The sequence below is a fragment of the Chitinophaga sp. CB10 genome (assembly GCA_001870995.2).
In the GTDB taxonomy this organism is placed as follows: domain Bacteria; phylum Bacteroidota; class Bacteroidia; order Chitinophagales; family Chitinophagaceae; genus Chitinophaga.
Genome location: MLAV02000003.1, coordinates 271,819 through 289,894 on the forward strand (window position 1 = coordinate 271,819; position 18,076 = coordinate 289,894).

The 18,076-nt window shown below is 52.8% G+C and carries 8 protein-coding genes; 2 read left to right on the plus strand and 6 right to left on the minus strand.

Translation table 11 applies throughout. From position 1 onward, the window contains the following. Positions 1-175 precede the first annotated feature (175 nt). A complete protein-coding gene (locus tag BOC67_RS06560; RefSeq protein WP_291908474.1) occupies positions 176-730 on the plus strand; it encodes a type 1 glutamine amidotransferase domain-containing protein in 555 nt (184 codons plus the stop codon). A gap of 2 nt (positions 731-732) precedes the next feature. On the opposite strand, the gene BOC67_RS06565 is transcribed toward BOC67_RS06560, so the two are convergent. Next, complete coding sequence (locus BOC67_RS06565; protein ID WP_291908475.1) at positions 733-1,107, minus strand: septal ring lytic transglycosylase RlpA family protein; 375 nt, start codon at positions 1,105-1,107, stop codon at positions 733-735. Positions 1,108-1,240: 133 nt separating this feature from the next. Here BOC67_RS06565 and BOC67_RS06570 point away from each other — a divergent pair, with 133 nt between their 5' ends. Next, positions 1,241-2,977: a thiamine pyrophosphate-dependent enzyme gene (locus BOC67_RS06570; protein ID WP_291908476.1), complete on the plus strand. Its 1,737-nt coding sequence runs from the start codon at positions 1,241-1,243 to the stop codon at positions 2,975-2,977. A 51-nt stretch (positions 2,978-3,028) separates the two neighbouring features. On the opposite strand, the gene BOC67_RS06575 is transcribed toward BOC67_RS06570, so the two are convergent. The 5 genes from BOC67_RS06575 to gltB form a co-directional block, all read right to left on the minus strand. After that, complete coding sequence (locus BOC67_RS06575) at positions 3,029-5,551, minus strand: BamA/TamA family outer membrane protein (protein ID WP_291908477.1); 2,523 nt, start codon at positions 5,549-5,551, stop codon at positions 3,029-3,031. After that, positions 5,535-10,502 carry a translocation/assembly module TamB domain-containing protein gene (locus BOC67_RS06580; RefSeq protein ID WP_291908478.1) on the minus strand — a complete coding sequence of 1,656 codons (4,968 nt, stop codon included), beginning with the start codon at positions 10,500-10,502 and terminating at the stop codon, positions 5,535-5,537. The genes BOC67_RS06575 and BOC67_RS06580 overlap by 17 nt, the downstream gene beginning before the upstream one ends. A gap of 303 nt (positions 10,503-10,805) precedes the next feature. Further along, positions 10,806-11,423, minus strand: a complete 618-nt coding sequence (locus BOC67_RS06585; protein ID WP_291908480.1) for a hypothetical protein — start codon at positions 11,421-11,423, stop codon at positions 10,806-10,808. Positions 11,424-11,655: 232 nt separating this feature from the next. After that, positions 11,656-13,131 carry a glutamate synthase subunit beta gene (locus BOC67_RS06590; protein ID WP_367115537.1) on the minus strand — a complete coding sequence of 492 codons (1,476 nt, stop codon included), beginning with the start codon at positions 13,129-13,131 and terminating at the stop codon, positions 11,656-11,658. Between the two features lie 61 nt (positions 13,132-13,192). Next, positions 13,193-17,722, minus strand: a complete 4,530-nt coding sequence (gltB, locus tag BOC67_RS06595; RefSeq protein WP_291908482.1) for a glutamate synthase large subunit — start codon at positions 17,720-17,722, stop codon at positions 13,193-13,195. Between the last annotated feature and the right edge of the window lie 354 nt (positions 17,723-18,076).

The following is an 18,076-nucleotide window of genomic DNA, read 5'->3' on the forward strand; positions in this document are numbered from 1 at the left end:
ATGCAATTTCACTCATCAAAAATTACAATGGAATGAGAAAAAGCCGGATGGTAGCAGGCATGCAACGGTATGGGTAGCGGGTTATACAGCACATCCGTAGCGGAAATCCGCTATAGTATTGGGTTTGGGGAGATGGGACTGTTTTTGCGGGAAATCTTCCAAAAAACTAAACATTATGGCTACTCAATTAACCAATAAGAAAGTTGCCATCCTGGTGGCAAACGGCTTTGAAGAAGTGGAACTCACAAAGCCTTTGGAAGCGCTCAAAAATGCCGGTGCAACGGTAGAAATTGTATCTCCTGAAAGCGAAAAAGTAAGGGCCTGGGCCGAAAAGGACTGGGGGAAAGATTACAAGGTGGATAAGCCCCTGAGCAGCAGCAATTCACAGGATTATGACGCCCTCGTGCTGCCGGGCGGCGTATTGAACCCGGACCAGTTACGTATCAATAAGGAAGCGGTAAAATTCGTGAAGGACTTCATGACCAGCGGTAAGCCGGTAGCGGCCATCTGCCATGGGCCATGGACGTTGATTGAAACCGGGGAGCTCCAGGGCCGCCGTATGACGTCCTACCCTTCCCTGAAAACAGACCTGGAAAATGCCGGCGTCAACTGGGAAGATGCGGAGGTGGTAACGGACAACGGCCTTGTCACCAGCCGTACGCCTAAGGACTTGCCGGCCTTCTGCCAGAAGATGCTGGAAGAAATATCAGAAGGCGCCCATGCCTTGTAGCACTATTTTTTCTTACGGTACTTGATTTCTACGGTGGCAACACCGGTGCTGATCATCCCCAGCCTTTTGGCGGCCTTTTTGGAAAGATCGATTATGCGGCCTTTTGCGAAAGGCCCCCTGTCGTTCACACGCACCTTCACCGTTTTTCCATTGGCCATATTGGTCACCTTTAGCCGGGTGCCAAACGGAAGGCTGGGATGGGCAGCCGTCAGGGCGTTTTGCCGGAACGTTTCGCCACTGGCGGTTTTGCGGCCGTCAAATTTATCGGCATAGTAGGAGGCTTTGCCGGTTTGCGTCACCTTTTTGCTGCAGGCAGTGCAGCAGAGCAGCATACAAGCAATGGCAACGGAGGGTAGTGTTTTTATCGTAGTGAACATGCAGTATGATTAAGGGTTTCGCCGGATAAAAATAACGAAAAAAAGTAATGTTCTGTTAATAAACCCACGCTGAACAATGCGGCCAGCATAGCGTTTTCCTAAATGAAAAGGAATCTGTTAAATCTTCAATTATATGGGAAAATTAGTTGCCGACCAGATAGTAGACATGCTGGCAAAAGCCGGCGTACAAAGAATCTATGCTGTAACGGGCGATAGCCTGAATCATATTAACGATGCCGTACGGCGTGATGGCCGTATCAAATGGATACACGTGCGGCACGAAGAAGCCGGCGCCTACGCCGCCGGCGCTGATGCGCAGCTGCTCGGAATTGGCTGCTGCGCCGGCAGCAGCGGCCCGGGGCATGTGCATCTCGTAAACGGTTTGTACGATGCGCACCGCTCCGGCGCCCCCGTGATTGCACTGGCATCTACCTGCGCCACTACCGAATTTGGCAGCGGCTATTTCCAGGAAACGAATACCATAAAGCTGTTTGACGACTGCAGCTGCTACAACCAGGTGGCCGCTACTCCCGAACAAGCGCCGCGCATGCTGCAGGCAGCCCTGCAACATGCCGTACACCGCAAAGGCGTAGCCGTGCTGGGCATCCCGGGGGATGTAGCCGCCGCGGATGCTGCGGATATTACTACCTCCACCCGCCTGTACCATCCGAAACCCATCGTGCGCCCGTCCGACCAGGAATTGCAGAGCCTGAAGGAAATACTGGACAACGCCGGCAAAATTGCCATTTACTGCGGTATTGGCGCCAGCGCTGCACATGACGAGGTGGTACAGCTGTCCAACGTTTTGAAAGCGCCGGTAGCCTACTCCTTCCGCGCTAAAATGGGTATCCAGTATAATAACCCGAACGAAGTAGGGATGACAGGCCTGCTGGGCATTGCCTCCGCGTATAAAAGCATGCACGAGGCGGACGTGGTGCTGCTCCTTGGCACGGACTTCCCTTACACGCCGTTTATCCCCGAGAACAAAAAATTGGTGCAGATAGACCTGCAGCCGGAGCGGCTGGGCCGCCGGGCAGACCTTGAGCTAGGTTTATGCGGAGATATTAAAGACACCCTCGCTGCGCTGCTGCCTATGCTGCAGGAAAAAACCGATGGAGAATTCCTGGAAGCCATGCGCGAGTTCCACCAGGAGGTCACCAAAAAGTTGCAAACCTATGTAGCAGATCAGGGTAAGGAGGAGGCCATCAGCCCGGAATATATTGCTACGTTAATTGACCGGAAAGCGGCCAGCAACGCTATTTTTACGGTGGATACCGGCATGACCAACGTATGGGCTGCCCGTTACCTCAGCGCTACCGGCGAACGTGTTTTACTCGGCTCCTTCAACCATGGCTCCATGGCCAACGCCCTGCCGCAATCGCTGGGGGCGGCGCTGGCAACGCCCGGACGGGAAGTGTATGCCCTCTGTGGGGATGGCGGTATTACCATGACGTTGGGCGACCTGATGACCATCAAACAATATAACCTCCCCGTAAAAGTGATGGTGTTCAACAACCGCTCCCTCGGCATGGTAAAGCTGGAAATGGAAGTGGCCGGCCTGCCGGACTGGCAAACCGATATGGTCAATCCGGATTTTGCAGCCGTGGCCGCGGCAATGGGCTTCCAATCCTTCACCATACAAAAGCTGGAAGAAGCAGAACAGGTATTAACCAATGCCATCAGTACAAAAGGCCCGGTGCTGGTGAACATCTTTACCAACCCGAGTTCGCTGGCGATGCCGCCTAAAGTGGAATTCGGACAAATGAAAGGTTTCGCTTTGTGGATGGGCAAATTAATCCTCAGCGGCAGGTATGAAGATGTGTTTGACGCAGTAAAATCAAACTATAAACATTTAAAGGACGTGCTATAAAAATAAAAAGCGTGTACCCGTCAAAGTTATAACGGCGACGGATACACGCTTTTAGAATGGATAACCAATCGCAATATTCAGTATCAGGTTTTTCTTTCTCCAATCCGGATCGCCGAAATTGATCTTATCGAATACCCAGCGCTCTCCTTCAGGATTGTAGGGGATGCGCAGCGGAAACGCGAGGTCGAAGCGTACGACTACTATAGATGCATCTATCCTGATACCGGCGCCGGCGCCTACGGCTATATCCCTGTAAAAAGTATTCAGTTTAAATTGACTACCGGGCTTGGTGGGCTCCTCTCGCTGTAACCAAATATTACCCGCATCAACAAAAGCGGCAAAGTTGAATACACTGGCAATGTGCAGCCTCACCTCAGAGTTGAACTCCAATTTAATATCCCCGGCTTCGTTGGCCAGTAAGCGGGTAGTGTCCACCTGCGGATTATGGTATGAGCCCGGGCCTAGCGTACGGGCGCGGAATGCGCGGATGCTGCTGCTACCACCGGTGAAGAACTGCTTCACGAAAGGCAATGAATTTCTTTCGCCTGTAATGCTGTTGCCATAAGGTAAACCGTAACCCATGTACAGGCGGTTGATCCACTGCTTGCCTTTCCCCAGCTGCCAGTAGTGGCGGCCTTCCAGCGTCAGGCGTTCGTATTGTGCAAACGGATTTTTAAAGATATTCCGCGTGGTATCACCGGACTTCGGAATGATCAATCCTGCAAGATTACCGGAAACATCCAGGTTGGCGCTGGCATAAAAACTATGCACGCGGTTAGGCGCCTGGTTGTTGAAGGTGATGGTATAGTTACCTCCCAAAATAAATTGTTTGGAAATGGCGGCACGCTGGCCGGGATCATTGGCCAGGATGCTGTCATAAGCCGCCGTGGTTTTTGTAGGCAACACGTAAGTGACGGCCACCGGCGAAAATGCGTGCGACAAATAAGGCGTGCGCTGCCAGAGGTATTGCAACTGCAACGTATAGGCGTTCAGGTTATACATGTCCGAACGGCTGTATAGTTCATACCCTAAGCTGATGCGGGTACGTGGCACATAGGGCGTACGAAGGTTGAGGCCAAACGGCGTCCAGAACCGCGGGATGGTAACCGCTACTTCCGCGCCCAGCGCATAAGAGCTGGAACCGCCGGCGCTCTTATTCCCCGTTTGCCATTCCATACCGCCGCTAAGGCCTATTTCAAGGAGGTCCGCCGCATGCAGCCAGTTCCTGTTTTTAGCGGTAATTTTTACCTGCGAACCTACAAAGCCGTTGGACTTGGAAGTACCGCGCAGCTCCGTTTGCAGGGAGCGGCGCTGGTACGGCGTCAGGTAAAATCTTGCATCCAGGTAGCCGGTATCCGCCGAGGTGGCATAGTAGCCACCGTAAGTATTGTAGAAGCCACGGCCCGAAGTATCCCGCCTGTTGGCCTGGGTGGTATCTCCTCTCCTCCTGCCGGCGGTGTCGCCATAGGTAAGCTGGTTGCCGTAAAAGCGGTTACTGCTGTCGCGAATGGCGCCATCGGGATTTACCGGCGCATTCGGATTGCCCATTTCAAAGTTATGACGGGTGGTATCCCGCACGACCCTGAACTGCCCTTTCACAAACTTGAATACGCCCAGGTTGATCAAACGTTGCAGCGTAATGTCGTGCGAGCTAAGCCTGTACACGCTGTCCGGCCGCAGGAAGACGGACTTGTCAAACACAAATGGCTTAAAGCGTTTGGCGGAATCAATGATATAAATCCCCTTGTAATTAACCGGCGTACCGGTGGTAGCAGTGGAATCGTTCTCCAAACTGTAATCCGGATAGAGGATAATATCATGCAGCTTGTATGGGCGCAAAGCCGTTAGGGGCGTGGTATTTTTAACTTTAACGTAGAGGTTCACCTGGCCGTTTTCCGTACTGTCCGCCTGTACGATCAGGTAATCCGGCGTAAAGTAATAGTAGCCCTTTTCTTTTAAAACAGCGTGTATGCGTTCCCGTTCGGCCCGGATGGAGTCCAGCGAATAAGGCTTACCCGGTATGAGGGAACTCTCGCTGGCCGTAGCCGCAATACTTTTGCCGATATCGGAGCTATCGGTAATAAACGTAACTTTTTTAATGGTATAGCGGTGATGCGGCGTTGCGTAATACTTGATGGAGGCCTTTTTTGCGCCGTGGTTCTTTACTTCGGAGGTCACCACCGCCTGGAAATAGCCGTTATCCACCAGGTATTGTTCCAGCACGTTTGCCGTATAATCAGGCTTGGCCTGGCTGAGTAATACAGGGGGTTCCCCCCATTTTTTTCTGAGGAGATAGTTTAGCCCCTTGCCTTTAGGCTCTTTCCCGAGATTGTATAACCATAGCTTAATCGGCATGCCGAGGAAACGCCTGTTCGGACGTGGCCTGATCCGGCTGTTCATACCATCGGAAAGAGTCGAATAGTCCTTAGGCTTCTTCTTGCCTTCCCAGCTTGCGCTGCCGCCCGTGTACAGCCTGTCGCCCTCGGGCACCGTACGGGTAGTGCTACAGCCGCCGATTGCTATGAGTACAATCAGGCCGATACAAGTGATGATATGATTATTTATTTTCTGCATTATCTTTCTTGTCCTTCTTTTTATTGTCGGCACGCAATTTTTTCTTTTCTGTCTTGCTTTTGGAACGCTGCAGGATTTCCCTGAATTCGTCGTAATCCATTACCAGCATAAATGCTACGCCGGTTTCCACCAGCTGCCCTTCGATAACGGACTGGCTGTCGTTACGCTGGTACACGCGGATGCGGTAGCGCCCATCCCTGGAAAGTTTATACTCTACGGAAATGTCCCCGAGCAGCGAGCTGGCGTTCTGGTTATTGCCGGTCAGCATAATGTTGGAGCCTACAGAAACCGTCAGGCGATCATTAAAGAGGTTTTTGGAAGCCCCGATGTTCAGGTTGGTCTGTTCCTGCGCCGAGCCGGTAGAATAGTCTTCCTTGCTTTGCAGGTCAAAATTCAGGTCCACTCCTTTGATCAGGTTGCCGGCGAGGTTATTCAGCTGCTGAGAAAGTATTTTACTCACACTGTTACGCGCTGCCTGCCCCAGCCCGCCGCCGCTGTTATCCAGCGTATTCATCGGATCATCCGGGATGAAGGTGCCCAGTACCAGCAAGCCCATTACCTGTTTGTTCAGTTCGGACGGTACCTGGTTGATCTGCTTGATGCGGTTGTAGGCGGTTCCGTTGAAGTCGTTCCTTTCCTTCTCCGGCATATCCAGCCGGAAGCTGATATCCGGCTTTTTCAGGTTGCCTTTGATCATCAGGTACACTTCGAACGGAATGCGTTGTTTATAGGTATTGCGCTGCTGCTGGTCCATATTGCCCAGCTGGTCCTGCACGAGGTCGATAGCCGGCGCATTTACGGTGTATTTGGCGGTGATGTCCAGGTCCGCATTCATAGCGTCCCCATTGAAGGTGATCACGCTTCCCTTCTGGATATCGAAGGAGCGTTTGATCAGCTGGTTGAGGGACATCTCGTATTTACCTTCCTCAATTTCATAGCGGCCGGTGAGGCTCATTTTGCTGCTGGGGTCCAGCGTGGCGTTGATGCTGGCAGTACCTTTGGCCTGCACAAAGTCCCCGTTCTGCTCATCTATCACAATTTTTATGGTAGATGCCGGCGTAATTTCCGCTACGCCTGAAAAGTTAATGCCTTTAAGCCGCGGGTTCTGGTATTTGATGCTATCCTGTCTGCGCAGCAGGGCGGAATCAACCGGGTTGCTCATATCCACAAACTCTACCACGCCTTCCCTGTCTGCCACGCCCGGCTCTTCCTGCGGCAGGATGACGGTGATGCTGGACTTATCCCGCAGTTTAACGTTGGCGTCTATACGCGGCAGGTCCATAGAGCCGCGGATCTGCACCTTGCTGTCAATGAAGGCGGGCCCCCATATCCACTGGTCCTTGTTCTGCTGCGGGCCCAGTGCCATGAAGTTATCCGCCGTTACGTTCAGGTTGAAAATAAAGCGGGAATAATCGCGGGTCATGATGCGGCCGTTCATGACCATTTCATTGTTGAGGCTATCGGCAATCACTACGTTATTGAATACGATGCCTCTTTCATCGATCACGATATCTTCATCCGGCAGGTGCAGGTTGGAGCCCAGGAAGCTCACTACGCCGCCGGCATTGTTGAAATGCATATTGCCCAGTACTTTCGGGGCTTTTGTAGTGCCGGTAATATCAAATTTCCCCGAAACGGCGCCGTACATGTTGCTCATGCTGCCCATGGTAAAAGGTTCCAGGGCTTTCATGTTCAGGTGGCCAATATTGATATGCGCATTGATGGTGCTATCGTAGGTGCCGGTTACGTTCATGTTATTGTCAGCACCGGCCAGCGTTGCGTCCAGTTTGTACCGGTTAGGGGCAGGACTGTGTACTTCCGCATCCAGCGTGCCCATTGGCGTGCTTTTCAGCGCCAGGCTATCAATCCGGAGTTTAGCGTCAATAACGGGGCTCTTATCCCAGTTGCGTACATTGGCGTCCGCATTCAGCAAGCCGTTGGCCAGCAGGGTGTCTGTAGCCAGCAAGGCGGTAATGGTGGACAGCTGGAAGTCCTGTATTTTCAGTTGCAGCGCCGGCGTGGCGGCAGTATCCTGCTGGGTGAGCAGGTGTATGGACTGGTTGCCGTTGGAGAGGCGGATGTTAGCGGAGTCCGGCAGGCTGTTTTTCAGCCGCAGCAGGTTGTTCTCATCTATCGTCCACTCCTGTTTATTGAGGATCAGGCCAGGCTTCAGCGATAATTCCATCACATTATCCGGCAGGAAGTTCAGGATGCCGCCCAGTTTGTATTTCGTTTTATACGCCCTGTCCCGCAGTACCATGTCGAAGTTAACGAGGCCGGTATCCACATGGGCGGCAATTTCCGTATGGTGTAACGGGAAGGTTGGATGGTAGAGATGCGCCAGGGAAGCGTTGGCCTGCATGGCTGTATCGAGGATGCTGGCGGTGATCAGCAGGCTGTCTATCCGCAGGGAGTCATACACGATTTTGGGCGCATGCACATGCACATTGAGCAAGCTGCTATCGCTGTTGAAGCGCCCGTGGAAGATCATCGGATCGTCTACCCGAAGGCCGGGCGCAAGTGATTCCAGGCTGCGCGGCCAGGTAAGGGATCCATACCAGTTCAGGAGCTGGCCTGCCGGGGGGATGAGGATCTTCCCGGAATCGGTGGGCTGCAGCGGTTTGCTGATTACGTCCGAAAGGGCCGGTCCTATTTTGCGGTAGTCAAACTGGCCCCAGGTATTGATCATTCCCAGCGGGGTGCGCAGGTCGATGATTTGTAAGCTATCGTGGCGGGCAACGATGGATACCGTATCCAGCGGTATCACCTTGTCTTCCGTTTGTATCTGCCATTGGGTAAAGTACGCGTTACCTACGATTTCCCGGGGCGTAATGCTGGGGAAATCCGCCTGCAGCTTACCGATGAGGGTCAGCGGGGAGGCGTACCAGTTGGTGGTGTACAGGTCCGCCCTGGCGAGGTCGATATCCGCCTTCAGGTTATGAACGGTGGAATCGCCCAGCTCCCCGTTTACGGCGAAAGTAGCGGTGATGCTGGTATCCCGGCTCTCTCCCTTAGCGGAGAATTCCCCTTTGTTGATGCCGGCTTCCACATTTACATCGTGGTACGTATAGCCGTTATAGGTAGCATCCGAAAAAACGGCGTCCGCATTGGCTACCATGCCGGTTACCGTGTAGCCCTGCCCGTTAGCGTTCAGGCGCCCGTTAATCCAGCCGTAGGTAGTATCATACAGGAGTTTACCCGGATGCACGTGGAGGTAGGGTACGTTGATGGTATAACTGCTGCGCACACTGTCTGTAATATTCACCAGGTGCGCTTTTACATCCGCGCTGGCATACTCGCTACGCAGTTTGAGGTTGGTATTCATATTCCGCATGCCGCCCAGGAAAGAGCCTGTGATGAGCATGTTTTCCGGCAGGCGCGGCGTATCCGGTAAAGCGCCTGGGGGCAGCCAGCTGCGCAGGGGCTTGTCGCCGGATTGCACAAAGAGGTTGGGTAGGTTGGCGTTGAGTTTGTCCACATCGGCGGCGTGGGTCACCTGTCCGTTTTCCACCCGGATAATATTACCGCCATGGTCGTTGGCGTAAAAGCTTTTGATGTTCAGTTGGCCCAGGGTGCCTTTTAGTATAGCCGACAGTGTTAGGTCCTTATTCCATAACGGCGCGAAGTTTTTATTCCTGCGGGCGTCCGGCACAAATCCCAGCCACTCGCCCAGCGCTACGCGTACGGAGTCGAGGTCGGCGTCGATACCGATCCTGTCCATATCCTTCGATACGTCGGACCAGGAAGGCACGGTAACGGTTATACGCTTGCGGAGTACGCTTTTGTTAGTTTGAACAAGGAAGTTTTTCAACACCAGGGATTGCGGGGTAAATAAAACATCCATGTTGGCTTTTTTGATGGTAAAGCCGGACCAGTCGCGGGCGGTGAGGGATTTCAGCACGGCGCTGATGCTGTCCGGCTGGTATCTCACATTCGTGACCCGGGTGCTTACGTTGGTAAGCAGCAGGTGGTTATAGTCCGGATCAGGGCCGGCGGCTTTAGGCGGCGGCGCCCCGTTGTCGTACCTGACAGCGAACTTATCAAGGTTGACGGTGGTGGCTGCGAGGGTCCATGCGCTGCCGGTGGTATCCGGCGGGGCTGGCGTCGTATCTTTCCCCGGCATGAGGGAAACCATCCCGGAGGCGCCGGATATTTTCAGCTCTCCTACCTGGATGTGCGCGCTGTCCTGGTCCAGGCCGGAGTTGGACAGCTGCAGTTCGCCTATCTTCCAGGCGGTATTGATACCAACCCCATCGCTGCTGAAAAGGAAGGCGCTATTGGTGATATTCAGTTTTTTGAGGAGCAGGTGCAGGCTGGCGGCGTTTGTATCTGCCGGCTGCGGCGGCGGGGCCGCGGCAGCTACTTTGGAAGGAATATAATACTGGCGGAAATAGCCTCTGAGGCCATCCACTTTGATATTCCGGAAAGAGTAAAGGCCGTCATCCACGAGGAGGTCGTCCGGATCGAGGTGGATCTCTTTCCAAACGAGCGCTGCGTCCATCCCACCGGGCGTATCATCAAAGCGAACGCTGAAATTGGTGAGGGAAATATCTTTCAGCACAAACTGCAGGGTGGTACCGCTGGAACTGTCCAACGTATCAGGTGTTTGTTTGGGAGATACGAATGCATCTATGACAAACTGAAAGTTGAGGGTCGAGTCGTTTACGTGGTACGCGTTGACGAGCACGGAATCCCACTGGAGCTTATCGATTTTTAACTCGTTGTTCAGCAGGGAAAGCAGGTTGTAATGTACTTTCAGGGAGCGGGAGTAGAACAGCGCTTTATTGGTCGTATCGGCTACAAATACATCTCTCAGTTCCAGGTATTGCCATCCCCTGGCGCGGAGATAGCCGATTTTTACGCGGGTATTCAGTTTCTTCTGCAGGTAGGTTTCGCCCTGCTGACGAAGGTAGTTCTGCACGCCATCAATCTGAAGCAATAGCAGTACCATAACGGGCAAAAGTAGCACCGCTACAATAATCCATAATATCCATTTCCACCAGGGGCGGCTGTGATGTTCTCCGGTTTCTGCAGGTTCTGTCACGTGATTTTCTCGGGTATGTTAATTACAGAATTAAAACGCACGACGGCGCTGATAGTTTACTCTAAAACAGGAATGTGTCATGCAAAGTCAGGGCCACCTCACGGCCCATACAAAATTCATACCTGGGGCACAGGGTTATGACTCTTGGTGCAAGAATACGTTAAATACGGTAACGGGCATACTTTTTTTGTGATTTTTATGGCCAAAAGGCTAGATAACAGGGCGGTTGCGTTGGTTGAAGCGGCGGATATACCAGAGCAGTTTATCTTTCTTTTCCCTGTCAGCCCGGAACTCGTCGAGCAGCCCGGGGTCCTGCGGGAGGATGTATTTTTTGAGGTTATAGGCGGTTAGTTCAAGGATTTCGCCGGTGGTGATATTGATCACCTTGTAGAGCTGTACGGACTGATTCATGGGGGCAACGGTCATATCGGCCGGGTTGTACATACGCCCGGAGGGTTGCATGCGCTGCTGTGCATAGATGCAGTAGTAGCCTGTTTCCAGGATGCGGTTCAGTCCATTGTCCCGCACGTACAGGTTCCGGCCATCGCAGTAGCCCCAGTAGTCTTTTACTTTATGCTCGCCGGTTTCGTCCCGGAGTATGAGCTGGTTCTTATCCGCGAGGAGGTACATCTGTGCGGCGTTGCTGCGGTCTTTAATAACGAGGTTGCCGGTTTGGGAAGGCGCGTTGGTTTGAAATTCCCGGAAGGTGCGGTAAAGCCCGGGCTGGTAGGAGCTGGTAAAAATGATGAGGGGAGATGGCGAAGGCTGCTGCGCCAGGACGGCGCAATTAATCCAAACGATACACCAGGTAAACAGCAGATGCTTCATACCTGTAAAGGTATTTTGATCCGGCAGTGGGCAAAGGCGGAAATAGCTGAATGACCGTAATCTTTCTGCTAAAAAAGCATTTATATCTCCCGAAGGGAAAAAAATAAAAGGCCGGGTAAAAACCCGGCCCGACTGAAGGTTACAACAAAATCTAAACCTGCTTATGAGAAAAGTTAAGCAGCCGAAGCTGCAATATGATTCAGACAGGTTGATTATCAACGATAATCGCCTGTTACAAAGCCATGGCTTGTAACGAATGGTCTTTACTTTCCAGCTGGGAAGATCCCATCAGGAACTCATCCACTTTCCTCGCACACTCGCGACCTTCGCTAATGGCCCATACCACCAGTGACTGACCACGGCGCATATCGCCGGCGGTGAACACTTTTGGAATGGATGTCAGGTATTGTTTTTCGGAGGCTTTAACATTGCCTCTTTCATCTCTTTCTACTTCCAGCTGATCCAGCATGCCGTTGTGCTGCGGGTGTAAGAAGCCCATAGCCAGGAAGGCGAGTTCGCAGGGAACATCCCTTTCGGAGCCTGGAACTTCGGTGAATTTAGCCGGGCGGCCATCCGGGCTGAGGGACCATTGCAGGTCGACCAGGCGGAGGGCTTTCAGGTTGCCGTTACCATCGCCGATGAATTCTTTGGTTGCGATGGCCCAGTGTCTGTCTGCGCCTTCCTCGTGGGAAGTGGACGTTTTCAGTATCATTGGGTAAGTAGGCCAAGGCATATAATCCGTACGTTCGCCCGGAGGCTTAGGTAAGAGTTCCAGTTGTGTGATGCTTTTAGCGCCGTGACGGTTGCTGGTGCCCACACAGTCGGACCCGGTATCGCCACCGCCAATTACTACAACATTTTTGCCAGTAGCCAGAATGTCTGCACCGTCTACGCTCAACTCCGCTACACGCTTGTTTTGCTGTTTCAGGAAATCCATGGCGAAGTGAACGCCTTTGAGCTCGCGGCCGGGAATGTTGAGGTCGCGTGGAATTGTTGACCCACCGGCCAGAACCACAGCGTTGAATTCTCTCAACAGATCGTTGGCATTAACGGTAACGCCTATATTAGTATTACACTGGAAGGTAACGCCTTCTTCTTCCATCAGTTTGATACGACGGTCGATCACCCATTTTTCGAGTTTGAAATCAGGGATACCGTAGCGGAGGAGTCCTCCCGGTTTATCATCGCGTTCGAACACGGTCACCTGGTGGCCGGCATAGTTCAGTTGCGCCGCGGCTGCGAGTCCTGCCGGGCCGGAGCCAACAACGGCTACCTTTTTACCGGTGCGTACTCTTGGCGCTTTGGCTTGTACCAAACCTTTTTCGAAAGCGATTTCGATAATGTGTTTTTCTATTTCTTCGATGGCTACCGGCGGCTGGTTGATACCCAGTACGCAGGCGCTTTCGCAGGGTGCAGGGCAGATGCGGCCGGTAAATTCCGGGAAGTTATTGGTAGATGTGAGCACATCGTACGCTTCCTGCCAATCCTGGCGGTAAACGGCATCGTTAAATTCCGGTATTACGTTGCCCAGGGGGCATCCGCTGTGGCAGAAGGGCACGCCGCAGTTCATGCAGCGGGCAGCCTGCTGATTGAGTTTTTGTTCAGGAAAACGCTCTACAAACTCGTTGTAGTGTTTTATTCTTTCCCGGGGATCTGCTTTCCCGGGCAGCTCGCGTGTAAATTCCAGGAATCCTGTAGGTTTACCCATAATAGCCTCCACAAAGTCCCTTAACAGCAAGGGATATTTTGATGATGAATGTTAATTGTTACTAGTGACCTACTTTCTGACCTAATGCTATGCCTGATTTCAGTGCCGCTTTGTACTCCTTAGGGAATACTTTCACGAAGTGACGCAGTTGGTTATCCCAGTCTTTCAGGATGAACTTAGCCACGGTACTGTTCGTGTAGGCGTGATGTTTAGTGATCAGGTCCTGCAGGGCGGCTACATCTTCCTGGTCCAGCGGATCCAGGTCGATCATATCGCGGTTGCAGTGGTTAGCAAAGTTGCCTTTCACATCATATACGAAGGCAATGCCGCCTGACATACCTGCGCCGAAGTTGCGTCCTGTTTCGCCGAGGATCACAGCGCGGCCGCCGGTCATGTATTCGCAGCCGTGGTCGCCCACGCCTTCGGTAACTACGGTAGCGCCGGAGTTACGTACGCAGAAGCGTTCGCCTGCTTTACCGCGGATGTAGGCTTCGCCGGAGGTGGCGCCGTAGAAGCATACGTTACCAGCAATGATGTTGTCCTCTGCCTTGAAGCCTGCTTCCCCGCTTGGGTAGAGGATCAGTTTGGCGCCGGACAGGCCTTTTCCGAAATAGTCATTTGCCTCGCCTTCCAGCTCCAGCGTCAGACCTTTGGTTGTGAATGCGCCAAAGCTCTGACCAGCGGAACCAATGAACTTGAAGTGAAGGGTATCTTCAGGGAGCCCTTCGCTCAGGTAGCGTTTAGTGATTTCGTTTGATAAAATGGTACCGATGGTACGGTCAGTATTTTTAACATTGAACTGGTGGTACACACGGGCTTTCTTTTCCAGCGCCGGCTGCGCTACTTTGAGCAGCTGCCAGTCGAGCACTTCGCGTAAGCCGTGATCCTGTTCTTCCTGTTTGTACAATCCTGTTTCTTCGCCGGCTGGCTCTTTGTACAGGATCGGGGTCAGGTCGAGTTTCTGTGTTTTCCAGTTGGTGATATCCTCGCGCATTTGCAGACAATCTACCTGGCCGACCATTTCATTGATGGTACGGAAGCCCAGGTCCGCCATGATTTCGCGGAGTTCTTCCACGAGGTAGTTGAAGAGGTTTACCACGTGCTGCGGATCGCCGGTGAAGCGTTTGCGCAGCTCAGGGTCTTGGGTGGCTACGCCTACCGGGCAGGTGTTCACGTGGCATTTACGCATCATGATACAACCTTCCACTACGAGTGCGGCGGTAGCTACGCCCCATTCTTCCGCACCCAGGAGGGTAGCGATGGCGATGTCGCGGCCGGTTTTCAGCTGACCGTCGGTCTGCAATACGACGCGGCTGCGGAGTTTATTTTTTACGAGGGTCTGGTGGGATTCAGCCAGGCCGAGTTCCCAGGGCAGCCCTGCGTGTTTGATGGAGCTGATCGGGGAAGCGCCGGTACCACCGTCGAATCCTGAAACCAGTACCACATCCGCGTGGGCTTTGGCCACACCGGCAGCGATGGTGCCTACGCCGGCTTTGGATACCAGTTTTACGCTGATACGGGCCGCACGGTTGGCATTTTTCAGGTCAAAGATGAGCTGAGCCAGGTCCTCGATGGAATAAATATCGTGGTGGGGTGGCGGAGAGATCAGGCCTACTCCCGGGGTGGAGTGTCTTACTTTCGCGATCCACTCGTCCACTTTATGGCCAGGCAGCTGGCCGCCTTCTCCCGGTTTAGCACCCTGCGCCATCTTGATCTGCAGTTCATCCGCATTGGTCAGATAGTAGCTGGTAACGCCAAAGCGGGCGCTTGCCACCTGCTTGATAGCAGAGCGCATGGAGTCGCCGTTGGGCAGTTGCTCATAACGGATCTCGTCCTCTCCTCCTTCGCCGGTATTGCTTTTAGCGCCGATGCGGTTCATGGCGATGGCGAGTGTGGAGTGCGCTTCGTGGGAAATGGAACCAAAGCTCATTGCGCCGGTGGCAAAGCGTTTCAGGATGCTGGACGCCGGTTCTACTTCGTCAATGGAGATAGACGGGCGTGTGCGCTTGAACGTGAACATGCTGCGGAGCGTGCATGCTTTCTCGCTTTGTTCGTTAACGGCTTTGGAATATTTTTTAAAGATGCTGTAATCGCCCATACGGGTGGCCAATTGCAGCAGGTGAATGGTATTTGGATTGAAGAGGTGGAACTCGCCTTTGCGTTTCCACTGGTAGATACCGCCTTCTGTGAGGCGTTGTACCGGCGTTTCCTTGCGGCCATAGCCCATCCAGTGTTTTGCCAGCGTTTCGCGGGCAATATCGTCGAGGGTCAGGCCCTGGATACGGGAAACGGCGCCGGTGAAGTATTTATCCACCACGTTCTGGCTGATACCGAGGATTTCGAATATCTGTGCGCCCTGGTAGGACTGCAGGGTGGAGATACCCATTTTGGAGAATACTTTCAGCAGGCCGTCGCAAACAGCTTTGATGTAGTTTTTCTTCAGTTTATCCACATCCTGGTCGGTTTCCAGTTTGCCATTGATTTTGAGATCGCGGATGGTGCTCAGCGCCAGGTATGGGTTGATGGCGGTAGCGCCAAAGCCCAGCAGGCAGGCAAAGTGGTGTACTTCCCATACGTCGCCGGCTTCCACGATGAGTCCTACCTGGCCACGGTAACCCTTGCGGATCAGGTGGTGGTGAACAGCGGAAGCTGCCAGCAGCGATGGAATAGCGGCGTGTTCGGAGTCGATGGCACGGTCGGACAGGATGATCACCTCGAAACCGTCTTCCACGGCATCTACTGCGTAGCGGCAAAGGCGCGCCAGCCCTTTCTCCATGGAGCCGGGCTTACCGTCTGCCTTGAAGTAGGTTTGCAGGGTTTTAGCCTGGAACAGGCCGGTGTCGATACTGCGGATTTTTTCCAGCTCAAAGTTGTTGAGGATGGGGTGACGCAGCGCCAGGCCGTGGCAGTGCAGCGGATCCTCATCGAGCAGGTTACCGTTGTTGCCCACGAAGGTAGCGAGGGACATTACCAGTCGCTCCCTGATCGGATCGATTGGCGGGTTGGTTACCTGTGCGAACAGCTGTTTGAAGTAGCTGCTGAGGTGCTGCGGTTGGTTGCTGAGTACTGCCAGTGGCGCGTCTGTACCCATGGAGCCAACCGGCTCTTTACCATCGATGGCCATTGGGGCGATGATGGTGTTCAGGTCTTCGGTGGAATAACCGAATGCCCGCTGGTATTTAAAGATCTGCTCATGTTCCAGGTGCGTAAAGGTTACGCGTGGTTCAGGCAGTTCTTCGAGGCGGATTTTATATTTATTCAGCCACTCGCCGTAAGGTTGCTGGGAGCAGATTTGCTGTTTCAGCTCTTCGTCGCCGATGATGCGGCCCTGGTCCATGTCCACGATGAACATTTTACCAGGCTGGAGGCGGCCTTTTTCTTTAACATTTTTAGGATCGATGGGCAGTACTCCGGCTTCGGAGGCCATGATCACGCGATCGTCTTTGGTTACCACGAAGCGGCTTGGGCGCAGACCGTTACGGTCGAGCGTAGCGCCGATGATTTTACCATCTGTGAAGGAGATGGAGGCTGGTCCATCCCATGGCTCCATCAGGGAGGCGTGGTATTCGTAGAATGCTTTTTTCACCGGGTCCATATCCTCGTTGCCGTCCCATGCTTCGGGAACGAGCATCATCATTACATGCGGGAGGGAGCGGCCGGAGAGGGTCAGCAGTTCTATTACGTTATCCAGGCTGGCGGAGTCGGACTGTCCGTCTGCTACGATAGGCAGGAGCATTTCCATTTCTTCAGGGGAGAAGTATTTGGAAACGAAGTCTCTTTCGCCGGCGCGCAGCCAGTTGAGGTTTCCTTTCAGGGTATTGATTTCCCCGTTGTGGGCGATGTACCGGAAAGGATGCGCGAGGCTCCAGCTCGGGAAGGTGTTGGTGGCGAAGCGGGAGTGTATCAGCGCGAATGCGGATACCATTTTCTCGTCAGACAGGTCAGGATAATAATGACGCACCTGGTAGGTGGTCAGCTGGCCTTTATATACAATGGTCTGATAAGAGAGGGAGGCGATATAAAATAACGCCTTATCCTTTGGAATGGAGTTGCGAACAGTTTTGGACACGTAGTTACGCAGCACGAAGAGTTTACGTTCAAAGCTGGTAGCGTCGCTGATATGATAAGGGCAGGCGATAAATACCTGCTCAATTTCAGGTTCTACAGACAGTGCGGTTTCTCCGATACCATCGGGGCGCACAGGCACCTTGCGGTAGCCAAGTATTTCCAGGCCGAGCTTTTCAGCGGAGCGTTGGAGGATTTCACGGCACTCTTCGCGCCAACGAGGTTCTTTAGGGAAGAAGATCATCCCCACACCGTATTTTCCGAACTCTGGTAAGCGGATACCCAGTTTCAGGCACTCATCATAAAAAAACTCGTGCGGCATCTGAAACAGAATACCTGCACCGTCGCCAGTGTTTTGCTCACAGCCGCAGGCACCGCGGTGTTCCATGTTTTCAAGCATGGTCAGCGCATCACTGATGATCTGGTGGGATTTACGCCCTTTAATATGAGCGGTAAAACCTGTTCCGCAGGCATCATGTTCGAATTCAGGACGGTATAAACCTTGCGTTTGCTTCACTTCATCCATTGATTTGATAGATTTAATTCTTAGGCACACTTCTCCCATTGACTTGCGCCATGGGTGATGGTGTACGATATTTTTCGGGAACGGTTTAAAGATACTAAAGGAATGCGACTTTTTTTATACAAACTTTTGTTATAGGCCTAAAATTTAGAAAAATTGAAAATAAAACCCTGTCAGGTTTAAATTTTTTAAAAAAATGGAGTTGCGCAAAGCCATCTGAAGCCGGCCGGGGAGGAAGTAAATCTATAATCTGAATATTTTTTTAGCAAGGAAAGGTGAATAATGGACCATAAATGGTCAAAATATCATACAGTGGCGGATTTGCGGCGGGTCAACTTATCCAGCGGTATATTAAAA

Coding starts and splice junctions, on each gene's coding strand:
- BOC67_RS06560 (WP_291908474.1), top strand. CDS start 176: ATGGCTACTCAATTAACCAATAAGAAAGTTGCCATCCTGGTGGCAAAC.
- BOC67_RS06565 (WP_291908475.1), bottom strand. CDS start 1,107: ATGTTCACTACGATAAAAACACTACCCTCCGTTGCCATTGCTTGTATG.
- BOC67_RS06570 (WP_291908476.1), top strand. CDS start 1,241: ATGGGAAAATTAGTTGCCGACCAGATAGTAGACATGCTGGCAAAAGCC.
- BOC67_RS06575 (WP_291908477.1), bottom strand. CDS start 5,551: ATGCAGAAAATAAATAATCATATCATCACTTGTATCGGCCTGATTGTA.
- BOC67_RS06580 (WP_291908478.1), bottom strand. CDS start 10,502: ATGGTACTGCTATTGCTTCAGATTGATGGCGTGCAGAACTACCTTCGT.
- BOC67_RS06585 (WP_291908480.1), bottom strand. CDS start 11,423: ATGAAGCATCTGCTGTTTACCTGGTGTATCGTTTGGATTAATTGCGCC.
- BOC67_RS06590 (WP_367115537.1), bottom strand. CDS start 13,131: ATGGGTAAACCTACAGGATTCCTGGAATTTACACGCGAGCTGCCCGGG.
- gltB (WP_291908482.1), bottom strand. CDS start 17,722: ATGGATGAAGTGAAGCAAACGCAAGGTTTATACCGTCCTGAATTCGAA.